Raw genomic sequence first — 16787 nt, 5'->3', positions numbered from 1 at the left:
ATTTCATACTCCCTGATATGCGCAGCCGCCTTCACTGGTGCAACTGCCTTTCCCCGCGCTCAAAAGAAAAAGCCCCGCCAGATGGCAGGGCTTTCCAATCCGCAATCTGCGAAATCTTATTCTGCGGCGTCTTCTTCAGCCAGACGCGCTTTGTCTGCGGCGCCTTTGGCGTCGCGGTCGCGGTCGACGAATTCGATGATCGCCATCGGCGCCATGTCACCATAGCGGAAGCCAGCTTTCAGAACGCGAACGTAACCACCTTGGCGGTCTTTGTAGCGCGGGCCGAGGATGTCGAACAGTTTCGCGACATACTGGTCTTCTTTCAGCTTGCTTGCGGCCTGACGGCGTGCGTGCAGGTCGCCGCGTTTGGCCAACGTGATCATCTTTTCGATGATCGGCTTCAGTTCCTTGGCTTTCGGCAAGGTTGTTTTGATTTGCTCATGCTCGATGAGCGAGCCTGCCATGTTCGAGAACAGCGCCTTGCGGTGTTCATGTGTACGGTTCAGGCGGCGGTATCCACGTGCGTGACGCATTGTCTTACTCCAATCGTGATGCCCTCTACGGGCGGTTTTGCTTTGTCTGGCCCGCGATGCGTGTCACGGGCTCTCCTTGGGGCTTGTACCCGGTCGTAACGGTGCCCGATTTCTTTTGAAGAAATCGGCCCGGAAACTTTAAAAGTTTCCGGGTCCGTGTCTCTTAGAACGAATCCTCGAACTTCTTGGCGAGGTCTTCGATGTTTTCTGGCGGCCAGTCTTCGACATCCATGCCAAGGTGCAGGCCCATGCCCGACAGCACTTCCTTGATCTCGTTCAAGGACTTGCGGCCAAAGTTCGGCGTCCGCAGCATTTCGGCTTCGGTCTTCTGGATCAGATCGCCGATGTAGACGATGTTGTCGTTCTTCAAGCAGTTTGCCGAACGCACCGACAGTTCTAACTCGTCGACCTTCTTGAGCAACAGCGGGTTGAACTCAAGACCATCGTCGTCGTCCTGACGGGACGCCGATTCCGGCTCGTCGAAGTTGACGAAGATGCCCAGCTGGTCCTGCAGAATGCGCGCGGCGAAGGCCACGGCGTCATCCGGCGTGATGGAACCGTCTGTTTCGACTTTCATGGTCAACTTATCATAGTCCAGCACCTGGCCCTCACGGGTGGGCTGCACGTCATAGGAGACCTTCTTGACCGGCGAATAGATCGCGTCGATCGGGATCAGACCGATGGGCGCATCTTCCGGCTTGTTCTTGTCGGCAGAGACATAGCCCTTGCCGGTGTTGACGGTCAGTTCCATGTAGACATCTGCACCATCGTCGAGGTGGCAGATCACATGCTCGCGGTTCAGAATCTCGATACCAGCGGATTCGGAGATGTCACCGGCAGTGACAACGCCCGGACCTTTGGCAGAGATCGACAGGCGCTTGGGCCCTTCGACTTCCATGCGCAGGCTAACGCCTTTAAGGTTCAGGATGATGTCGGTTACGTCTTCGCGCACACCGGCCACGGAGGAAAACTCGTGCAGCACGTTGTCGATCTGCACGGATGTGATTGCCGCACCCTGCAGCGAAGACATCAGCACGCGGCGCAGCGCGTTGCCGAGCGTCAGGCCAAAGCCCCGCTCCAGCGGTTCTGCCATAACAGTTGCCTGACGGGCTGGGTCATTGCCCGGCTTGACGTCCAGCTGTTGCGGCTTGATCAATTCAGCCCAATTTTTGTGGATCATGCGTCCCTCCATCCTTGTTTGTGCCTCATGTCCAAATGACACAAACGCTCGAGGTTTCTGAAAAGCGGTATGGGGCCGCACGTAAGGCGCGACCCCATGTCAAACAGTCCCGGCTTAAACGCGGCGGCGTTTGGGCGGGCGGCAACCGTTGTGGGCCATCGGGGTTACATCACGGATCGAAGTGATGTTGAAACCGGCAGCAGCCAGAGCGCGCAGTGCGGATTCACGGCCGGAACCGGGGCCTTGCACTTCGACTTCCAGCGTCTTGACGCCGTGATCCTGAGCTTTGCGGCCAGCATCTTCTGCGGCCATCTGAGCTGCGTAAGGTGTCGATTTACGCGACCCTTTAAAGCCCATGGTGCCAGCGGAGGACCAGGAGATTGCGTTGCCTTGAACATCCGAGATCAGGATCTTGGTGTTGTTAAAGCTTGAGTTCACATGCGCCACACCTGCGGCGATGTTCTTGGAGACCTTACGCTTGGTCTTTGTCTTATCGCGTGCCATTGATCAGACCCTCCCTTATTTCTTCTTGCCAGCAATGGCCTTTGCGGGGCCTTTGCGGGTGCGAGCATTGGTGTGGGTACGCTGACCACGGACGGGCAGGTTACGACGGTGGCGCAGGCCACGGTAGCAACCAAGGTCCATCAGGCGCTTGATGTTCATCTGCGTGTCACGACGCAGGTCGCCTTCGACGGTGTAGTTGGCGTCGATGTGCTCACGCACGGCCAGAACTTCGGCGTCGGACAGTTCGTTAACGCGACGGGTCGCGTCAATGCCAACGGCTTCGCAAATGGCTTTGGCGGAGGAAGTGCCAATACCGGTGATATAGGTGAGGGCGATTGGAACCCGCTTTGCAGTCGGGATGTTTACGCCGGCAATACGTGCCACGTTAGCTATTCCTTTTCGTTGCGGGTCCGTCGTTCCAGACCCTTTTTTCACAACACAAGCCCGAGGCTATAAGGCCATCGGGCTGAGGCTGATCAGGTGATCTTGCGGGGTTGGGCTGAACCCTTGCCGCAATTTGATTCTCTCGCGAGATAGGGGTGACTATGAGGTTTTGCGCAGGGCGTCAAGCCACTGCGCAAAACTGTGCTGCCGATGCGTCATCTAGGGAAAGAGAGCGTCGCCGCCTGCCCTTCCCTGCGACCCGATCAAGCGTCGAGGATTGCTGCGATCTCGGCGCGAACTTCGTCGATCTTACCCAAACCATTAACGCTCTGAAGCATGTCTTTGGCATAGTAATAGCCGAGCAACGGAGAGGTCTGTTTGTAATAGGCCATCAGACGGGTCTTGAGGCTTTCCTCATTGTCGTCCGCCCGGCGTTTGAACTCGGTGCCGCCGCAGTTGCTGCATTTGCCATCTTCCGGGATCGGCTTGGTCAGGTCGTTGTAAACCTCACCGCAGCTTGCGCAGGTGGAGCGGGCGGTGATGCGGGCGACCAGCGCCTCATCGTCGACCTTCATCTCAATCACGGCATCAAGGTTTTGACCTTCATCCGCCATCAATTCAGCCAATGCGTCGGCTTGGGCGAGCGTGCGCGGAAACCCGTCAAAGATGAAACCGCCATGCTCGGCCTTGTCGGTCAGCTTTTCACGGATCAGGCCAATGACGATCTCATCGGTGACCAGCGCGCCACGGTCCATAACGTCCGCGACGATCTTGCCCATCTCTGTACCGCTGTCTTTCGCTTCACGCAGCATGTCGCCGGTGGAGAGTTGGACCATATTGCGGGTCTCGACGAGATGACGTGCTTGGGTGCCTTTGCCTGCGCCCGGAGGCCCGAGTAGAATAATGTTCATCGACGTACGGGGCTCCGTTTCTTGCGTGTACCTTTGCCTTTGCCTGCACCTTTGCCGCGCAATTGCGAGCGTTCAAGCAAACCTTCGTATTGATGCGCGAGCAGATGGCTCTGCACCTGTTGGATAGTGTCCATGGTCACCGACACGACGATCAGCACCGATGTACCGCCGAAGTAGAAGGGAATAGCGAACTGACCGCGCAGAATTTCCGGCAGAACACAGACCGCAGCGAGGTAGAACGAACCCAACACCAGAATGCGGTTCACGACATACTCAAGATACTCAGCGGTGCGCTTGCCCGGACGGATGCCCGGCACGAAACCGTTCTGGTTCTTGAGGTTGTCAGCGACGTCATCGGGTTTGAAGCTGACGTTGAACGTATAGAAATAAGCGAAGAATACGATCATACCCACGAAGAACAGCAGATAAAGCGGCTGGCCGGGGCCGAAGTTCGCCAAGAGCCAAGACATCACAGGGCTGGTGGAGTTGCCCGAGAATGTGCTGACCGTCACTGGCAGAAGCAGCAGTGAGGAGGCAAAGATTGCCGGGATCACGCCTGCGGGGTTCACTTTGATCGGCAGGTGCGACGTGCCGCCATCATACATCTTCATGCCGACTTGGCGACGGGGGTACTGGATATGGATCTTGCGCAACGCGCGCTCCATGAAGACCACGAACATGATCGTCGCAATCACCATGACCAGCACGCCCACGATCACCGCTGGGCTGATCGCGCCAGAGCGGCCCGAAGCAAAGAACTGGGCAATGGCGGCGGGAACTTCGGCGATGATGCCGACGAAGATGATCAGTGAAATACCGTTGCCGATGCCGCGTGCGGTGATCTGCTCACCCAGCCACATTAGGAACATTGTACCGCCCACAAGGGTAATCATACAGGCCGCGATAAAGCCAAAGCCCATCTGCCCGTCAGCAACAATGTCACCCGCCTGAAGGCTGACCGCGAGGCCATAGGACTGCAAAGTCGCCAGCGCCACGGTGCCGTAGCGTGTGTACTGGTTGATCTTCTTACGGCCCTGCTCGCCCTCTTTCTTCAACTGCTCAAGCGCCGGAACCATGGAGGTCAGCAGCTGAACGATGATCGAGGCCGAAATATAAGGCATGATGCCCAAAGCAAAGATACCCATCCGGCCTAGCGCGCCGCCGGTGAACATCGACACCATGCCGCCGATGCCTTGGCCCGCGCTTTCCATGAAGTCACGCAGCGCCCCACCATCGATGCCGGGCACCGGGATAAAGGTGCCAAGGCGGTAAACGATAAGCAGCCCGAGCGTGAACAGGATCCGGTTGCGCAGGTCAGTTGCCTTGCCCAATGCGGCCCAGCTCGTGTTCGCGGCCATGTTTTCGACGGCAGATACCATGAGGGGTCTCTTCTTTTGTTGCAAAAACGCCGCCCGGGCCGTTTTCCGGCGGGCGGCGTTCGGGAAAACTTGAGGATATGTAAGCGGCTGGCGCGCCGCTCACAAGCCTTAAGGCCGCATTACTCGGATGCTTCGACCGCCTTGGGGGCAGTCACAGTCACCTTGCCGCCCGCCTTCTCGACCGCCTCGATGGCAGACTTAGAAGCGCCGGCAACGTTCAGGTCGATCTTGGAGGTGATGTCACCTTTGGCCAGAACGCGGATACCGTCCAGCTCACGACGGACCAGACCGGACGCAACCAGAGCAGCACCGTCGATGGTGTTGCCAGCGTCGATCTTCTTGGCGTCGATGAATTTCTGGATCAGGCCTAGGTTCACAACAGCGAAAGACTTGCGGTTGGGCTTGTTAAAGCCACGCTTGGGCAGACGCTGATAGATCGGCATCTGGCCGCCTTCAAAGCCCTTGATCGCCACGCCGGAACGGGACTTTTGACCTTTGATACCACGGCCACCCATTTTACCCTTGCCGGAGCCAGGGCCACGGCCAACGCGCATACGTTTCTTGGTTGCGCCTTCGTTGTCGGAAAGTTCGTGCAGTTTCATGTCGCTTCTCCTTTTGCCGGAAATGGCCCCCAGCGACGGGAGCGGCCAAACGCGGCGTTTCGATTCCATTGCAACCCAACACGGGCCACCGGGGGCGTATAGGGGATGCCGGAAGGCGTGACAAGGGGTTGGCGGAACGCATGAGCTCTTACGAGGCAACACAGGCCATCGCCTGCCCGTGAGGTGGCGACTTCAACAGTGATCCATGACACTTTAGCTTGCAGCAATAGTGTGACTGCGCAGAAGAGCGCCAAACCTCACTCGCCAGCCCGCCCGGCGCCTAAGGCTTGATCCCGGGCCGGTGGCACAATCAGCCCAAAAAACAAAACGCCCCGCAGTTTCCTGCGAGGCGTTTTTGTAAAGCGGTTGCCCACTCTACCGCTGAACCTAAAGTTCAGCCTTTCTCTTCGACGATCTCGACCATGTGCGAGACCTTGTTGATCATGCCGCGGACGGAAGGTGTATCTTCCAGTTCACGGGTGCGGCCCATTTTGTTCAGACCCAGGCCAACCAGAGTTGCCTTTTGCTTAGCGGGGCGGCGGATCGGCGAACCGACCTGCTTGATTACGAGTGTCTTGGCCATGCTTATGCCTCCTCAGCCACTTGTGCGGAGGACTCAACGTTGTCATCACGCTTGGGCAGAATGTCAGCCACTTTCTTGCCGCGACGCTGCGCGACGGAACGGGGCGATTGCTCTTTTCTCAGACCGTCCAAAGTGGCGCGGATCATGTTGTATGGGTTCTGCGAACCGACCGACTTGGACACAACGTCCTTTACGCCCAGCATCTCGAATACGGCACGCATCGGACCACCGGCGATGATACCGGTACCTTCAGGTGCTGTACGCATGATGACTTTGCCGGCGCCGTGGCGGCCGTGCATGTCATGGTGCAGCGTACGACCTTCGCGCAGTTGCACGCGGATCATCTGACGCTTGGCTTGCTCAGTTGCCTTGCGGATGGCCTCGGGTACTTCTTTCGCTTTACCCTTACCAAAGCCGACGCGGCCTTTCTGATCGCCCACGACTACAAGTGCGGCAAAGCCAAAACGCTTACCACCCTTAACGGTCTTGGACACGCGGTTGATCGCGACCAGACGGTCAGCGAATTCCGGGGTCTCGTCGCGCTGGTTGCGGCGGTTGCCCCCACGGTTGTCATCTCTTGCCATCTGGCATCTTCCTTTTTCTGTGGCCCATTGGCCCCTTTGGTCAATCCTGGTGGGCCAGCGGCCCCCGGATCATCGAGAGGGCCAGCGTGGCCCTCTTCGTAGGAAAGCTGCACACGCGGCGCAGCCTCCATATGAAAGCAGGTGCGTGGTCGCCCACGCACCGCACAATCAGATCTTCAGACCGCCTTCGCGGGCCGCTTCGGCCAAGGCTTTCACTTTGCCGTGGAACAAGAAACCGCCACGGTCGAAGTATGCTTCTTCCACGCCAGCTTTCTTGGCACGCTCGGCGATCAATGCGCCGACCTTGGTTGCCGCTTCGACATTGTTTTTGCCAACGACGCCCAGATCCTTCTCCATGGTGGAGGCGGATGCAAGTGTAACGCCGTTCACATCGTCGATCAGCTGAGCCGAGATGTTCTTGGACGAACGGTGTACCGACAGGCGCATGCGCCCGGCGTTCACTTTGCGGAGTTTGTTCCGAACGCGCATGCGGCGTTTCAGGAACAGCTGTCTTTTGGTGTTTGCCATCTTTCCGTTCCTTACTTCTTCTTGCCTTCTTTGCGGAACACGAACTCACCCTTATAGCGGATGCCTTTGCCCTTATAGGGCTCGGGCTTGCGCCAAGCGCGGATGTTCGCAGCGACCTGACCAACAAGCTGTTCGTCAATGCCTTCCACAACGATTTCGGTCTGCTTCGGTGCTGTTACGGTGACGCCCTCGGGCGCAACATAGTCGACATCGTGGCTGAGGCCGAGGTTCAGGCGCAGCGTGTTGCCGTTGATGGCAGCACGATAACCAACACCTTGGATCTCAAGCTCCTTTTTGAAGCCCGTGGTGACACCGGTTACCAGGTTTTCGATCATAGTCCGGGACATGCCCCACTGCTGACGTGCGCGCTTGGACTTGCCGCGCGGTGTCACAGTGATTGCGCTGTCTTCGACCGTCAGCGTTACGTCGTCAGTCGCGCGGAAGCTGCGGGTCCCCTTAGGGCCCTTCACTTCAATCGTCTGACCGCTGACCTCTGCCGAGACGCCCGAAGGCATGGCGACAGGTTTCTTACCAATTCGAGACATTGTCTTCTCCTTAGAATACGGTGCAGAGCACTTCGCCGCCAACATTGGCAGAGCGTGCTGATGCGTCCGACATCACACCTTTGGAGGTGGAGACAATCGACACACCGAGGCCCTGACGGACAACAGGAATGTCATTGACGGCCATGTAGACGCGACGACCGGGTTTGGAAACCCGCTTCAATTCACGAATAACAGGTTCGCCTTCGTAGTACTTGAGGCTGATCTCGATGGCGGGGTGGCCATCGGCGCCCGTGACTTTTTCGTAGCCGCGGATGTAGCCTTCGTCGGCCAGCACGTCCAACACCCATGCACGCAGCTTGGAAGCTGGTGTGGATACGGTTGATTTGCCGCGCAGCGAAGAGTTACGGATGCGTGTCAGCATATCTGCGATAGGATCGTTCATCTGATGCGCTCCTTACCAGCTCGACTTGACCATGCCGGGGATCTGGCCCGAAGAGCCAAGGTCCCGCAGCGCGATCCGCGAAATTTTCAGTTTACGATAGTAGGCGTGCGGGCGGCCCGTCAGCTGGCAACGGTTGTGCAGACGCACAGCAGAGCTGTTGCGCGGCAGTTTCGCCAGTTTCAGGGAAGCGCGGAAACGCTCTTCCATCGGTTTGCTTTCGTCGCTCACGATCTCTTTCAGAGCCGCGCGCTTCTCAGCGTACTTTTTGACCAGTGCTTCGCGCTTCTTCTCGCGCTCAATCATGGATTTCTTAGCCATTTCTAATCCTTCCCGCGCTTATGAATTGAAGGGCATGTTGAAAGCTTTCAACAGCGCCTTGGCTTCAGCGTCGGTTTTCGCCGTGGTGGCGATCACGATGTCCATACCCCAAGTCTCGTCAACTTTGTCGAAGTCGATTTCGGGGAACACGATATGCTCTTTCATGCCCATGGCGTAGTTGCCACGGCCATCAAAGCTTTTGCCTGGCACGCCGCGGAAGTCGCGGATACGGGGCATTGCGATCGTAATCAGACGGTCAAGGAATTCGTACATGCGGTCACCGCGCAGGGTTACTTTCGCACCCAGCGGCATTTCCTCACGAACGCGGAAACCAGCGATGGATTTCTTGGCTACGGTTGTCAAAGCCTTCTGGCCTGCAATCGCGGTCAAGTCTTCCTGAGCCGACTTGGCTTTCTTGCTGTCACGTACGGCTTCGGCACCACAGCCGATGTTCAGAACGATTTTGTCCAGCTTGGGGATCATCATGTCGTTCTTGTAGCCGAATTCCTCTTTCAGGGCGGCGCGGATCTTCTCGCGGTATTCGGCCTGAAGGCGGGGTGTGTAGGTTGCGGTATCAAGCATCGATCACGTCCCCCGTGGTCTTGGCAAAGCGCACTTTTTTGTCGCCTTCGATTTTGAAACCCACGCGCGTGGGTTTGCCGTTGGCATCCACCAGTGCGAGGTTGCTCAGGTCGATCGGCATCGCCTTGGGGATGCGGCCGCCCTGAGATGTCTGTGTCTGGCGCGTGGCGCGGATGGCGATTTTCACGCCGTCAACGATGGCCTTGTTCGACTTGGGGTCAACGGACGAGATGGTGCCCGTTTTGCCTTTGTCCTTGCCGGACAGCACGATGACCTTGTCACCTTTGCGAAGTTTAGCAGCCATGATTACAGCACCTCCGGAGCGAGCGAGATGATTTTCATGAAGTTCTTCGCACGCAGCTCACGAACAACCGGCCCGAAGATACGGGTGCCGACAGGCTCGTTGTTGTTATTCAGGATAACAGCAGCGTTGCGGTCGAAACGGATGGCGGTGCCATCGTCGCGACGAACTTCTTTGGCGGTGCGAACGACAACGGCCTTACGGACGTCGCCTTTTTTCACACGACCGCGAGGGATGGCTTCCTTGACCGACACGACAATGATGTCGCCGACGGATGCGTATTTACGCTTGGAACCACCCAAGACCTTGATGCACTGAACACGGCGCGCGCCGCTGTTGTCAGCAACATCCAGGTTGGTCTGCATCTGGATCATTTGGTTTCTCCCGACCTTCTGGGGGGCGATGCGGCCCTCATCCCAGGGTTTCGTTTAAGGGGCTTAGGCTTCGGTCTTGTCCGAAGTCAGAACTTCCCAACGTTTGGTTTTCGACTTTGGTGCACACTCGATGATGCGAACGCTGTCGCCCACTTTGTATGTGTTGTTCTCATCGTGAGCCCGGTACTTCTTGGACTTACGGATGGTCTTTTTCAGAACCGGATGCGTAAAGCGACGCTCTACGGAAACGGAAACTGTTTGTGCGTTGGCGTCCGATGTCACGGTGCCTGTAAGGATACGCTTGGGCATGTTTCAGGCTCCTATTATTCGGCTGCCGCAGCAGCGGCTTTCTGGTTCAGCACGGTGTGGACACGAGCCACGTCACGCTTCACGGTCTTCAAACGTGCGGGGTTTTCCAGCTGGCCGGTGGCCTGCTGAAAACGCAAGTTGAAGGATTCTTTTTTCAGGTTCACAAGCTCGTCGCGGAGCTGGTCCGGCGTCTTGTCGTGCAGTTCGCTGGCTTTCACGGCCTCTTCCTTTCAACATCACCAGTAGGCCCCTGTGGGGTGACCATGATTCTGGTGGAGTTCATGATGAAAGGTGCCAATACGCGTTGAGGTCGCACATGGCAACCCCCGATGGCCCGGCGCCTGTGAATTAGGCGGGAAAGACGCTGGCGATAGGAACATGTTCCGCATAAGAAGGACCTATGTCAAACATCAAATCGCTTTTCGCCACCCGCCTCTATCACGCCGCCCTGTCGGCGCATGGCAAACCCATCGACACTGATGAGCTGGCCGCCTCTTGTTTCTCCATCGCTGAGGACGACGAGGCCGGACAGGATTGGTGCGAAGAAAACGGCTATGCGGGTTACACCTCTTATGCCTCATTGGACGACCTGCCCTACCGCTTCCCGATCTTCAAAGATCTGGTCGCCGTGCTGGACAAACATGTGGCGGCCTTCGCCAAAGACCTAGAGTTCGATCTGGGTGATCGTAAACTTGTGCTCGACTCGCTGTGGCTGAACATCCTGCCCGAAGGCGGCATCCACACCTCGCATATCCACCCGCATTCGGTAATCTCGGGCACGACCTACGTCACCATGCCCGAAGGCGCCAGTGCGATCCGCTTTGAGGACCCGCGCTTACCGATGATGATGGCCGCCCCCGGTCGGGTGAAGGACGCGCGCGAGGAGCTGCGCCCCTTCATCTATGTCGCGCCCCAAGCTGGCGATGTGCTGCTGTGGGAAAGCTGGCTGCGTCATGAGGTGCCGATGAATATGATCGAAGAAGATCGGGTGTCGGTGAGCTTCAACTACAACTGGGCCTAGGGATGTCAAAACACTACGATGGGCGGCCCCTGTCTGCGTTAACGATTGACCCAGACACCCGCCCGCCGAAGCCTCAGCTAGGCAAGGTAACCGACAGTCAGCGGCAAGCGGGGCGGCATCTGGCGGCCATTCACAGACATTACTTAAAAGATCTCGCGCGGATCGCGCAGGTCATGGCCCGGATCGAAGGCGGAGAGACACCACCCGCCGATCTGGCCCATATCGTGCTCCATACAGAGATGGCCAAGAATTTTGCCGCTGCCGGAACGCTTTGCGGGCAGCAATGCTGGGCGTTGACGATGCATCACAACATCGAAGAGCAGAGCATCTTTCCGCAATTGCAGGCCCGTGGGTCTGTCGCCGTGCGCACCATCGTAGATCGGCTACGGGCAGAGCATGAGGTGGTACATGCGCTTCTAGAGCGGCTCGGCAAGGCCGCGGAAAGCTTGACCGCAGCACCAAGCGCGACGGACTTTGCCGAAACCCGCGCTATCTTTGACCGACTGGTTTCTGTCGTGCAATCGCACTTCCATTTCGAAGAAACCGCGCTGGCCGAGGCTTTGGGCGTCTATCAGGTGGATATCTGACGACACACCCTCACTTTGCACTACTTCTTGGCCGCCTTCGCCGCCTCTTCCTGCGCCTTTACCGCAGCTTTCTCTTCTTTCGTCAGCTTGTTGCCCCACTGATTGTTGCTGAGCCCCAAGTCGCTAGGCATCGGCTTGGTCTTTCCCTTTTTGACCTCCCCACCCTTGTCGAGGAACGCACGGATCAGGTCTTCGTCGGTATTGGGCTTTGGGACGTGCTTCATGTGGCTGGCCTTTCCTGTCGCGATGGGTTGCGTAAAGGCTACCGATTATTAGCCGGGATGGCCAGTACGGGCCGCGGCGCCTTGCCCAACGCGGATATTTGCCAGACACTCAACCTTAAGTATTATCCAACGCAGTTATTTCGCATATGTTTACCCCGTTCATTCTACTTTTTGCTTCACTAGTCCTGACCGCAGCGGCCGCATCCACGCCCGGTTATCAGGATGTCAGCCTCATCGGCGCGCTCTGCATCATTGCCAGCGCAATCCTTTCGCTGTGGTCATTGCTGACGCCCGACCGCAGATTTAGGGGCCCGCCTAAAAAATGGGTCGTAATCGACGGCTCAAACGTCATGTATTGGAAGACGGGCGAACCGAATATCAGAGCGGTCCGTGATGTCGTTGATGAACTGCGGGCCCGCGGATACTTCCCTCGGGTCGTGTTTGACGCCAACGTAGGCTATCTGCTCATCGGTCGGTATCAACATAATAAGGCCCTGAGCAGCCAACTCGACCTGCCGGTGAACCGCGTATCGGTCGTACCCAAGGGCACCCCAGCAGATCCCTATATTTTGCGGTCCGCCAGAGGCTACGGCGGGCAAGTGGTCAGCCGCGATCAGTTCCGCGATTGGGCAGAGGCTCACCCCGAAATCGCTGAGCCGGGGCATCTGATCAAAGGCGGCTACCGAAACGGGAAGCTCTGGCTTGATCTCGAGACCGAAGCTGTCGCCTGACAAAGCAAAACCCCCGCCGATCGCTCGACGGGGGTTCATTTCTCTTACCCACCCCTTGCGGGGCGAAGGGCTTACCAGTCCTCGCGGACGACAACCCGGGTCTTGATCGGCAGCTTCATGGCTGCCAGACGCAGGGCTTCGCGCGCCACGTCTTCACCGACACCGTCGATTTCGAACATGATGCGGCCCGGCTTGACCTTGGCTGCCCAGAAGTCGACGGAACCTTTACCTTTACCCATACGAACTTCGACGGGCTTGGAGGTGACCGGTACGTCCGGGAAGATACGGATCCAGACACGGCCTTGACGCTTCATGTGACGCGTCATGGCGCGGCGTGCCGCTTCGATTTGACGGGCTGTAACCCGCTCCGGCTGCAGTGCCTTCAGGCCGTAGGTGCCAAAGTTCAGGTCAGACCCGCCCTTTGCCAGACCCTTGATCGAGCCCTTAAACTGCTTACGGAATTTAGTACGCTTTGGTTGAAGCATTTCTCATTCCCCCTTAGCGACGACCGCCGGCACCGCGAGGTGCTGGGCCGTCTTGGAGTTCCTGTGCCTTACGGTCACGCGCGGCGGGATCGTGTTCCATGATCTCGCCTTTGAAGATCCATGTCTTGATCCCGATGATGCCGTAAGCGGTGGCCGCTTCGACATGTGCGTAATCGATATCGGCACGCAATGTGTGCAGCGGCACGCGACCCTCACGGTACCATTCGGTACGCGCGATTTCAGCACCACCAAGACGACCCGCGAGGTTCACGCGGATGCCCAGTGCGCCCATGCGCATGGCGTTCTGCACGGCACGTTTCATGGCGCGGCGGAAAGAAACCCGGCGCTCCAGCTGCTGTGCAATGCTCTCACCAACCAGATGTGCGTCCAACTCGGGCTTGCGGATCTCAACGATGTTGAGGTGCAGTTCCGATTTGGTCATCTTGGCGATCTTCTGGCGCAGCGTCTCGATGTCCGCGCCTTTCTTGCCAATGATGACACCAGGGCGTGCTGTGTGGATCGTGACGCGGCACTTTTTGTGCGGACGCTCGATGATCACACGAGCAACACCAGCTTGGTGGCACTCTTTCTTGATGAAGTCGCGGATTGCGAGGTCTTCGAGCAGAAGATCACCGTAATCCTTGGTGTCGGCGTACCAGCGGCTGTCCCAGGTGCGGTTCACCTGAAGACGCATACCGATCGGATTTACTTTGTTACCCATCAGGCTTGCTCCTCAACTTGACGCACTTTGATCGTGATCTCGGCAAACGGCTTGATGATCTTGCCGAACCGGCCACGGGCACGCGGACGACCGCGCTTCATAGTCAGGTTCTTACCGACATAGGCCTCGGCCACGATGAGCTCATCGACGTCCAGGTTGTGGTTGTTCTCGGCGTTGGCGATCGCGGACTGAAGGCATTTCTTCACGTCCTGCGCGACCCGCTTCTTGGAGAAGGTGAGGTCGGTCAACGCTTTATCCACGGACTTGCCACGGATCAGAGCTGCAACCAGGTTCAGTTTCTGCGGGCTGGTGCGAAGCATGCGCAGTTTTGCCATTGCTTCGTTATCTGCCACGCGGCGGGGATTCTTATCCTTGCTCATGGCTTATTTCCGCTTCGCTTTTTTGTCGGCGGCATGACCGTAGTAGGTCCGAGTCGGGGAGTACTCACCGAACTTCTGACCGATCATGTCTTCGCTGACGTTAACAGGGATGTGCTTATGACCGTTGTACACGCCAAACGTCAGACCCACGAACTGGGGCAGGATCGTGCTGCGGCGCGACCAGATCTTGATCACTTCGTTACGGCCGCCCTCGCGGGAAGCCTCTGCCTTTTTGAGGACATAAGAGTCAACAAAAGGACCTTTCCATACTGAACGAGCCATTGATTAACGCCCCTTCTTCTTGGCGTGACGCGAGCGGATGATAAGCTTGCTGGACGCTTTGTTCTTGTTGCGGGTCTTGGCACCCTTCGTCGGCTTGCCCCAAGGGGTAACCGGGTGACGACCACCAGAGGTCCGGCCTTCACCACCACCGTGCGGGTGATCGATCGGGTTCATCACCACACCACGTACAGAAGGACGGATGCCCTTGTGACGCATGCGGCCCGCTTTACCGTAGTTCTGGTTCGAGTTGTCGGGGTTGGACACGGCACCAACGGTGGCCATGCATTCCTGACGCACGAGACGCAGCTCGCCGCTGCTCAGACGGATCTGAGCGTAGCCACCGTCACGACCCACGAACTGGGCGTAGGTGCCGGCGGCACGTGCGATCTGACCGCCCTTGCCGGGCTTCATCTCGATGTTGTGGACGATCGTACCGATTGGCATGCCCGAGAAAGGCATCGCGTTACCGGGTTTGATGTCCACTTTGGCGCCGGCGATGATCTTGTCGCCGATGGCCAGACGCTGGGGGGCCAGGATGTAGGCCTGCTCGCCGTCTTCGTACTGGATCAGTGCGATGAAGGCGGTCCGGTTGGGGTCATATTCGATCCGCGCGACAACAGCGGACATGTCCAGCTTGTTGCGCTTGAAATCGACGATACGGTAGAGGCGCTTTGCACCACCACCTGTACGACGCATTGTGATTCGTCCGGTGTTGTTCCGACCGCCAGATTTGGTCAAACCCTCAGTAAGGGCTTTGACCGGGCGGCCTTTCCACAGCTCCGAACGGTCGATCAGTACCAGTCCACGCTGGCCTGGCGTCGTCGGTTTGTACGACTTGAGTGCCATGTTCTCTGTCTTCCGTTTGCTTGGCACGCTTTCATCAAGATAAAAGCGCGTTGGTTGTAGGGCCCCGAAGGTCCCCTGTAGGAGTGGTGGATGGGCTTAAATCTCTTGCGAGGCAGGCATCCCAACCACCGGGATCGTTCAAATAGCCAAACCCCGGACGAATCCGGGGCTTGAGCCGATGTGGCGACCTAGCAGGTTCAGATCTGCCCGTCCAGTGGGCATAGTAAGATTCCGCCCCTCGCGCCGACACAAACGAAAAGAAGGCGCCTGGGCGCCTTCTTCCATATGTTCAGACTTTCCGCAAAGCGGGATTAATCAAGGCCAACGCTTTCGGCCAGACGCATACCCGGATCAAGGATTTCAACTTCGGATTCGTTAAATTCCGGCATGCTTTCCAGACGCTCTTCGGTAACGCCGGGAACAATCACTTCGTCTTCACGCAGGATCAGCTGCTCTACTGGGATGGCGACTTCGTTTTCGCCCATACCAAGGAAGCCACCAACACCGATGATCGCGACAACGGTATCACCACGCACACCGATAAAGTCGATCTCGCCAACGTCTTCACCTTCTTCGGTGGCAACGCTGCGGCCTGTCAGCTCTTCAGCGGTCAGGTTAAAGATCGGCAGACGCTGCACGTTCTCTTGGTAACGTGTGCGATCTTCCTCAGCCATGTTGCCCTGCTCATCAGCGTTGAAGTCTTCCATCAACACGCGGGCTTGCTCTTGCTCAACATCAACCTCGGCAGCCTCTGAGCCTTCGACATTGACCTCAGGCGCTTCGGCGTCTTCAACCACGACATTGGCGTCTTCGCTCTGCTCCACATTCACGTTGGCTTCTTCCTGCTCAACGTTCACTTCGGCATCCTGCGATTCAGCAACATCTACATCGGCTTCGGCTTGTTCAACGGTGACCCGTGGCTCGGCTTCTTCGATGGTGATCTTGGGCTCGGGCCGCACGAATTTCACGACGGGCTCTGGTTGCTCAAGATCGACGACAGGCTCACCCGTGTTCACATCAACCTGCGGCTTGGGAACCTGCACGGTCACGACCGGCTCAGGAATGCGCACGGTGACCTGTGGCTGGGCCTGCTCGACAGTGATGATAGGTGCCTGCTGCTGAACGCGAACTGTTGGCTCAGGCACAGCTACGGTGACTTCGGGCTGGGCCTGCTCGACGGTAACAACAGGCGCATCCTGCGACACGTTTACGTCAGGCTCAGGTACCTGCACGTCAACTTCGGCGTCTTCCTGCTCAACAACCACTTGGCCACCGGCGACATTGGCAGTCGCGGCGGCATCGCCCTCAACTTCAGCTTCCATTTCAGCTTCGGCTTCGGCGTTCCGCTCAATGGTTTCTTCAACCTTTTCGGTCGCATCCTGTGCCAGCACTGGAGCAGCAGCAAAAAGGGCAACAGCAGATACGCCCGCCATGAGTGTCTTGGTATAGATCATAATATCTCTCCCGTTTAGTCATTTTAGTCTGCGAGG

The 16787-nt window shown here is 57.7% G+C and carries 28 protein-coding genes; 3 read left to right on the top strand and 25 right to left on the bottom strand.

Annotated elements, in window-relative coordinates; translation table 11 throughout:
- Positions 1-116 precede the first annotated feature (116 nt).
- The 18 genes from rplQ to rpmC form a co-directional block, all read right to left on the bottom strand.
- Positions 117-533 (bottom strand): 50S ribosomal protein L17, encoded by a 417-nt coding sequence (rplQ, locus tag DSM110093_RS02900; protein ID WP_007118863.1) that lies wholly within the window; start codon positions 531-533, stop codon positions 117-119.
- A gap of 163 nt (positions 534-696) precedes the next feature.
- Positions 697-1713 carry a DNA-directed RNA polymerase subunit alpha gene (locus DSM110093_RS02895; protein WP_007118862.1) on the bottom strand — a complete coding sequence of 339 codons (1017 nt, stop codon included), beginning with the start codon at positions 1711-1713 and terminating at the stop codon, positions 697-699.
- A 114-nt stretch (positions 1714-1827) separates the two neighbouring features.
- Positions 1828-2217, bottom strand: a complete 390-nt coding sequence (rpsK, locus tag DSM110093_RS02890) for a 30S ribosomal protein S11 (RefSeq protein ID WP_067622222.1) — start codon at positions 2215-2217, stop codon at positions 1828-1830.
- 15 nt (positions 2218-2232) lie between these two features.
- The gene (rpsM, locus tag DSM110093_RS02885) at positions 2233-2601 is read right to left on the bottom strand and encodes a 30S ribosomal protein S13 (RefSeq protein WP_007118860.1); all 369 of its coding nucleotides are present in this window, start codon (positions 2599-2601) and stop codon (positions 2233-2235) included.
- Between the two features lie 263 nt (positions 2602-2864).
- Positions 2865-3512: an adenylate kinase gene (locus DSM110093_RS02880; protein ID WP_243266604.1), complete on the bottom strand. Its 648-nt coding sequence runs from the start codon at positions 3510-3512 to the stop codon at positions 2865-2867.
- The gene (gene secY / locus DSM110093_RS02875) at positions 3509-4891 is read right to left on the bottom strand and encodes a preprotein translocase subunit SecY (RefSeq protein WP_243266603.1); all 1383 of its coding nucleotides are present in this window, start codon (positions 4889-4891) and stop codon (positions 3509-3511) included. The genes DSM110093_RS02880 and secY overlap by 4 nt, the downstream gene beginning before the upstream one ends.
- Before the next feature lie 119 nt (positions 4892-5010).
- A complete protein-coding gene (gene rplO, locus DSM110093_RS02870; RefSeq protein WP_243262224.1) occupies positions 5011-5493 on the bottom strand; it encodes a 50S ribosomal protein L15 in 483 nt (160 codons plus the stop codon).
- A 394-nt stretch (positions 5494-5887) separates the two neighbouring features.
- Positions 5888-6076, bottom strand: coding sequence for a 50S ribosomal protein L30 (gene rpmD, locus DSM110093_RS02865; RefSeq protein WP_007118856.1), 189 nt, complete (start codon positions 6074-6076; stop codon positions 5888-5890).
- A 2-nt stretch (positions 6077-6078) separates the two neighbouring features.
- Positions 6079-6660, bottom strand: a complete 582-nt coding sequence (gene rpsE / locus DSM110093_RS02860; protein ID WP_093737988.1) for a 30S ribosomal protein S5 — start codon at positions 6658-6660, stop codon at positions 6079-6081.
- A gap of 168 nt (positions 6661-6828) precedes the next feature.
- A complete protein-coding gene (gene rplR, locus DSM110093_RS02855; protein WP_093927140.1) occupies positions 6829-7188 on the bottom strand; it encodes a 50S ribosomal protein L18 in 360 nt (119 codons plus the stop codon).
- Positions 7189-7199: 11 nt separating this feature from the next.
- Positions 7200-7733, bottom strand: a complete 534-nt coding sequence (rplF, locus tag DSM110093_RS02850) for a 50S ribosomal protein L6 (RefSeq protein WP_243266602.1) — start codon at positions 7731-7733, stop codon at positions 7200-7202.
- A 10-nt stretch (positions 7734-7743) separates the two neighbouring features.
- Positions 7744-8136 (bottom strand): 30S ribosomal protein S8, encoded by a 393-nt coding sequence (rpsH, locus tag DSM110093_RS02845; RefSeq protein WP_067622243.1) that lies wholly within the window; start codon positions 8134-8136, stop codon positions 7744-7746.
- Positions 8137-8148: 12 nt separating this feature from the next.
- On the bottom strand, positions 8149-8454 hold the full coding sequence (rpsN, locus tag DSM110093_RS02840; RefSeq protein ID WP_007118851.1) for a 30S ribosomal protein S14: 306 nt from the start codon (positions 8452-8454) through the stop codon (positions 8149-8151).
- An 18-nt stretch (positions 8455-8472) separates the two neighbouring features.
- Positions 8473-9036 carry a 50S ribosomal protein L5 gene (gene rplE, locus DSM110093_RS02835; protein WP_243266601.1) on the bottom strand — a complete coding sequence of 188 codons (564 nt, stop codon included), beginning with the start codon at positions 9034-9036 and terminating at the stop codon, positions 8473-8475.
- Positions 9029-9340 carry a 50S ribosomal protein L24 gene (gene rplX, locus DSM110093_RS02830; protein ID WP_243266600.1) on the bottom strand — a complete coding sequence of 104 codons (312 nt, stop codon included), beginning with the start codon at positions 9338-9340 and terminating at the stop codon, positions 9029-9031. The genes rplE and rplX overlap by 8 nt, the downstream gene beginning before the upstream one ends.
- Before the next feature lie 2 nt (positions 9341-9342).
- Positions 9343-9711, bottom strand: coding sequence for a 50S ribosomal protein L14 (rplN, locus tag DSM110093_RS02825; protein ID WP_007118848.1), 369 nt, complete (start codon positions 9709-9711; stop codon positions 9343-9345).
- 63 nt (positions 9712-9774) lie between these two features.
- Positions 9775-10020 carry a 30S ribosomal protein S17 gene (rpsQ, locus tag DSM110093_RS02820; protein WP_093927143.1) on the bottom strand — a complete coding sequence of 82 codons (246 nt, stop codon included), beginning with the start codon at positions 10018-10020 and terminating at the stop codon, positions 9775-9777.
- A gap of 14 nt (positions 10021-10034) precedes the next feature.
- The gene (rpmC, locus tag DSM110093_RS02815; RefSeq protein WP_007118846.1) at positions 10035-10238 is read right to left on the bottom strand and encodes a 50S ribosomal protein L29; all 204 of its coding nucleotides are present in this window, start codon (positions 10236-10238) and stop codon (positions 10035-10037) included.
- A 182-nt stretch (positions 10239-10420) separates the two neighbouring features.
- On the opposite strand from rpmC, the gene DSM110093_RS02810 reads away from it, so the two are divergent.
- Complete coding sequence (locus DSM110093_RS02810; RefSeq protein ID WP_243266599.1) at positions 10421-11041, top strand: TIGR02466 family protein; 621 nt, start codon at positions 10421-10423, stop codon at positions 11039-11041.
- Between the two features lie 2 nt (positions 11042-11043).
- On the top strand, positions 11044-11628 hold the full coding sequence (locus DSM110093_RS02805; protein ID WP_243266598.1) for a hemerythrin domain-containing protein: 585 nt from the start codon (positions 11044-11046) through the stop codon (positions 11626-11628).
- A gap of 20 nt (positions 11629-11648) precedes the next feature.
- Here DSM110093_RS02805 and DSM110093_RS02800 read toward each other — a convergent pair whose 3' ends face one another.
- On the bottom strand, positions 11649-11852 hold the full coding sequence (locus DSM110093_RS02800) for a hypothetical protein (RefSeq protein ID WP_093927146.1): 204 nt from the start codon (positions 11850-11852) through the stop codon (positions 11649-11651).
- Positions 11853-12202: 350 nt separating this feature from the next.
- Between DSM110093_RS02800 and DSM110093_RS02795 the strand changes: the two genes are divergently transcribed.
- Positions 12203-12583, top strand: coding sequence for a hypothetical protein (locus DSM110093_RS02795; RefSeq protein WP_243266597.1), 381 nt, complete (start codon positions 12203-12205; stop codon positions 12581-12583).
- 71 nt (positions 12584-12654) lie between these two features.
- Here the strand turns inward: DSM110093_RS02795 and rplP are convergent, their stop codons facing one another.
- The 6 genes from rplP to DSM110093_RS02765 form a co-directional block, all read right to left on the bottom strand.
- A complete protein-coding gene (rplP, locus tag DSM110093_RS02790; RefSeq protein ID WP_007118841.1) occupies positions 12655-13068 on the bottom strand; it encodes a 50S ribosomal protein L16 in 414 nt (137 codons plus the stop codon).
- A 13-nt stretch (positions 13069-13081) separates the two neighbouring features.
- Positions 13082-13789, bottom strand: coding sequence for a 30S ribosomal protein S3 (gene rpsC / locus DSM110093_RS02785; RefSeq protein ID WP_174859664.1), 708 nt, complete (start codon positions 13787-13789; stop codon positions 13082-13084).
- Complete coding sequence (gene rplV / locus DSM110093_RS02780; RefSeq protein WP_067267968.1) at positions 13789-14169, bottom strand: 50S ribosomal protein L22; 381 nt, start codon at positions 14167-14169, stop codon at positions 13789-13791. Before rplV ends, rpsC begins: the two co-directional genes overlap by 1 nt.
- Before the next feature lie 3 nt (positions 14170-14172).
- Positions 14173-14451, bottom strand: coding sequence for a 30S ribosomal protein S19 (gene rpsS / locus DSM110093_RS02775; protein WP_007118838.1), 279 nt, complete (start codon positions 14449-14451; stop codon positions 14173-14175).
- A gap of 3 nt (positions 14452-14454) precedes the next feature.
- On the bottom strand, positions 14455-15297 hold the full coding sequence (gene rplB / locus DSM110093_RS02770) for a 50S ribosomal protein L2 (RefSeq protein WP_067625855.1): 843 nt from the start codon (positions 15295-15297) through the stop codon (positions 14455-14457).
- A gap of 311 nt (positions 15298-15608) precedes the next feature.
- The gene (locus DSM110093_RS02765) at positions 15609-16751 is read right to left on the bottom strand and encodes a PRC-barrel domain-containing protein (RefSeq protein ID WP_243266596.1); all 1143 of its coding nucleotides are present in this window, start codon (positions 16749-16751) and stop codon (positions 15609-15611) included.
- Between the last annotated feature and the right edge of the window lie 36 nt (positions 16752-16787).

It is taken from the genome of Sulfitobacter sp. DSM 110093 (assembly GCF_022788715.1).
Taxonomy (GTDB): Bacteria; Pseudomonadota; Alphaproteobacteria; order Rhodobacterales; family Rhodobacteraceae; genus Sulfitobacter.
The sequence above is the reverse complement of the archived record's forward strand: the minus strand, read 5'-3'. Positions and strand labels throughout refer to the sequence as shown.

Coding starts and splice junctions, on each gene's coding strand:
- rplQ (WP_007118863.1), bottom strand. CDS start 533: ATGCGTCACGCACGTGGATACCGCCGCCTGAACCGTACACATGAACAC.
- DSM110093_RS02895 (WP_007118862.1), bottom strand. CDS start 1,713: ATGATCCACAAAAATTGGGCTGAATTGATCAAGCCGCAACAGCTGGAC.
- rpsK (WP_067622222.1), bottom strand. CDS start 2,217: ATGGCACGCGATAAGACAAAGACCAAGCGTAAGGTCTCCAAGAACATC.
- DSM110093_RS02880 (WP_243266604.1), bottom strand. CDS start 3,512: ATGAACATTATTCTACTCGGGCCTCCGGGCGCAGGCAAAGGCACCCAA.
- secY (WP_243266603.1), bottom strand. CDS start 4,891: ATGGTATCTGCCGTCGAAAACATGGCCGCGAACACGAGCTGGGCCGCA.
- rplO (WP_243262224.1), bottom strand. CDS start 5,493: ATGAAACTGCACGAACTTTCCGACAACGAAGGCGCAACCAAGAAACGT.
- rpmD (WP_007118856.1), bottom strand. CDS start 6,076: ATGGCCAAGACACTCGTAATCAAGCAGGTCGGTTCGCCGATCCGCCGC.
- rpsE (WP_093737988.1), bottom strand. CDS start 6,660: ATGGCAAGAGATGACAACCGTGGGGGCAACCGCCGCAACCAGCGCGAC.
- rplR (WP_093927140.1), bottom strand. CDS start 7,188: ATGGCAAACACCAAAAGACAGCTGTTCCTGAAACGCCGCATGCGCGTT.
- rplF (WP_243266602.1), bottom strand. CDS start 7,733: ATGTCTCGAATTGGTAAGAAACCTGTCGCCATGCCTTCGGGCGTCTCG.
- rpsH (WP_067622243.1), bottom strand. CDS start 8,136: ATGAACGATCCTATCGCAGATATGCTGACACGCATCCGTAACTCTTCG.
- rpsN (WP_007118851.1), bottom strand. CDS start 8,454: ATGGCTAAGAAATCCATGATTGAGCGCGAGAAGAAGCGCGAAGCACTG.
- rplE (WP_243266601.1), bottom strand. CDS start 9,036: ATGCTTGATACCGCAACCTACACACCCCGCCTTCAGGCCGAATACCGC.
- rplX (WP_243266600.1), bottom strand. CDS start 9,340: ATGGCTGCTAAACTTCGCAAAGGTGACAAGGTCATCGTGCTGTCCGGC.
- rplN (WP_007118848.1), bottom strand. CDS start 9,711: ATGATCCAGATGCAGACCAACCTGGATGTTGCTGACAACAGCGGCGCG.
- rpsQ (WP_093927143.1), bottom strand. CDS start 10,020: ATGCCCAAGCGTATCCTTACAGGCACCGTGACATCGGACGCCAACGCA.
- DSM110093_RS02810 (WP_243266599.1), top strand. CDS start 10,421: ATGTCAAACATCAAATCGCTTTTCGCCACCCGCCTCTATCACGCCGCC.
- DSM110093_RS02805 (WP_243266598.1), top strand. CDS start 11,044: ATGTCAAAACACTACGATGGGCGGCCCCTGTCTGCGTTAACGATTGAC.
- DSM110093_RS02800 (WP_093927146.1), bottom strand. CDS start 11,852: ATGAAGCACGTCCCAAAGCCCAATACCGACGAAGACCTGATCCGTGCG.
- DSM110093_RS02795 (WP_243266597.1), top strand. CDS start 12,203: ATGTATTGGAAGACGGGCGAACCGAATATCAGAGCGGTCCGTGATGTC.
- rplP (WP_007118841.1), bottom strand. CDS start 13,068: ATGCTTCAACCAAAGCGTACTAAATTCCGTAAGCAGTTTAAGGGCTCG.
- rpsC (WP_174859664.1), bottom strand. CDS start 13,789: ATGGGTAACAAAGTAAATCCGATCGGTATGCGTCTTCAGGTGAACCGC.
- rplV (WP_067267968.1), bottom strand. CDS start 14,169: ATGAGCAAGGATAAGAATCCCCGCCGCGTGGCAGATAACGAAGCAATG.
- rpsS (WP_007118838.1), bottom strand. CDS start 14,451: ATGGCTCGTTCAGTATGGAAAGGTCCTTTTGTTGACTCTTATGTCCTC.
- rplB (WP_067625855.1), bottom strand. CDS start 15,297: ATGGCACTCAAGTCGTACAAACCGACGACGCCAGGCCAGCGTGGACTG.
- DSM110093_RS02765 (WP_243266596.1), bottom strand. CDS start 16,751: ATGATCTATACCAAGACACTCATGGCGGGCGTATCTGCTGTTGCCCTT.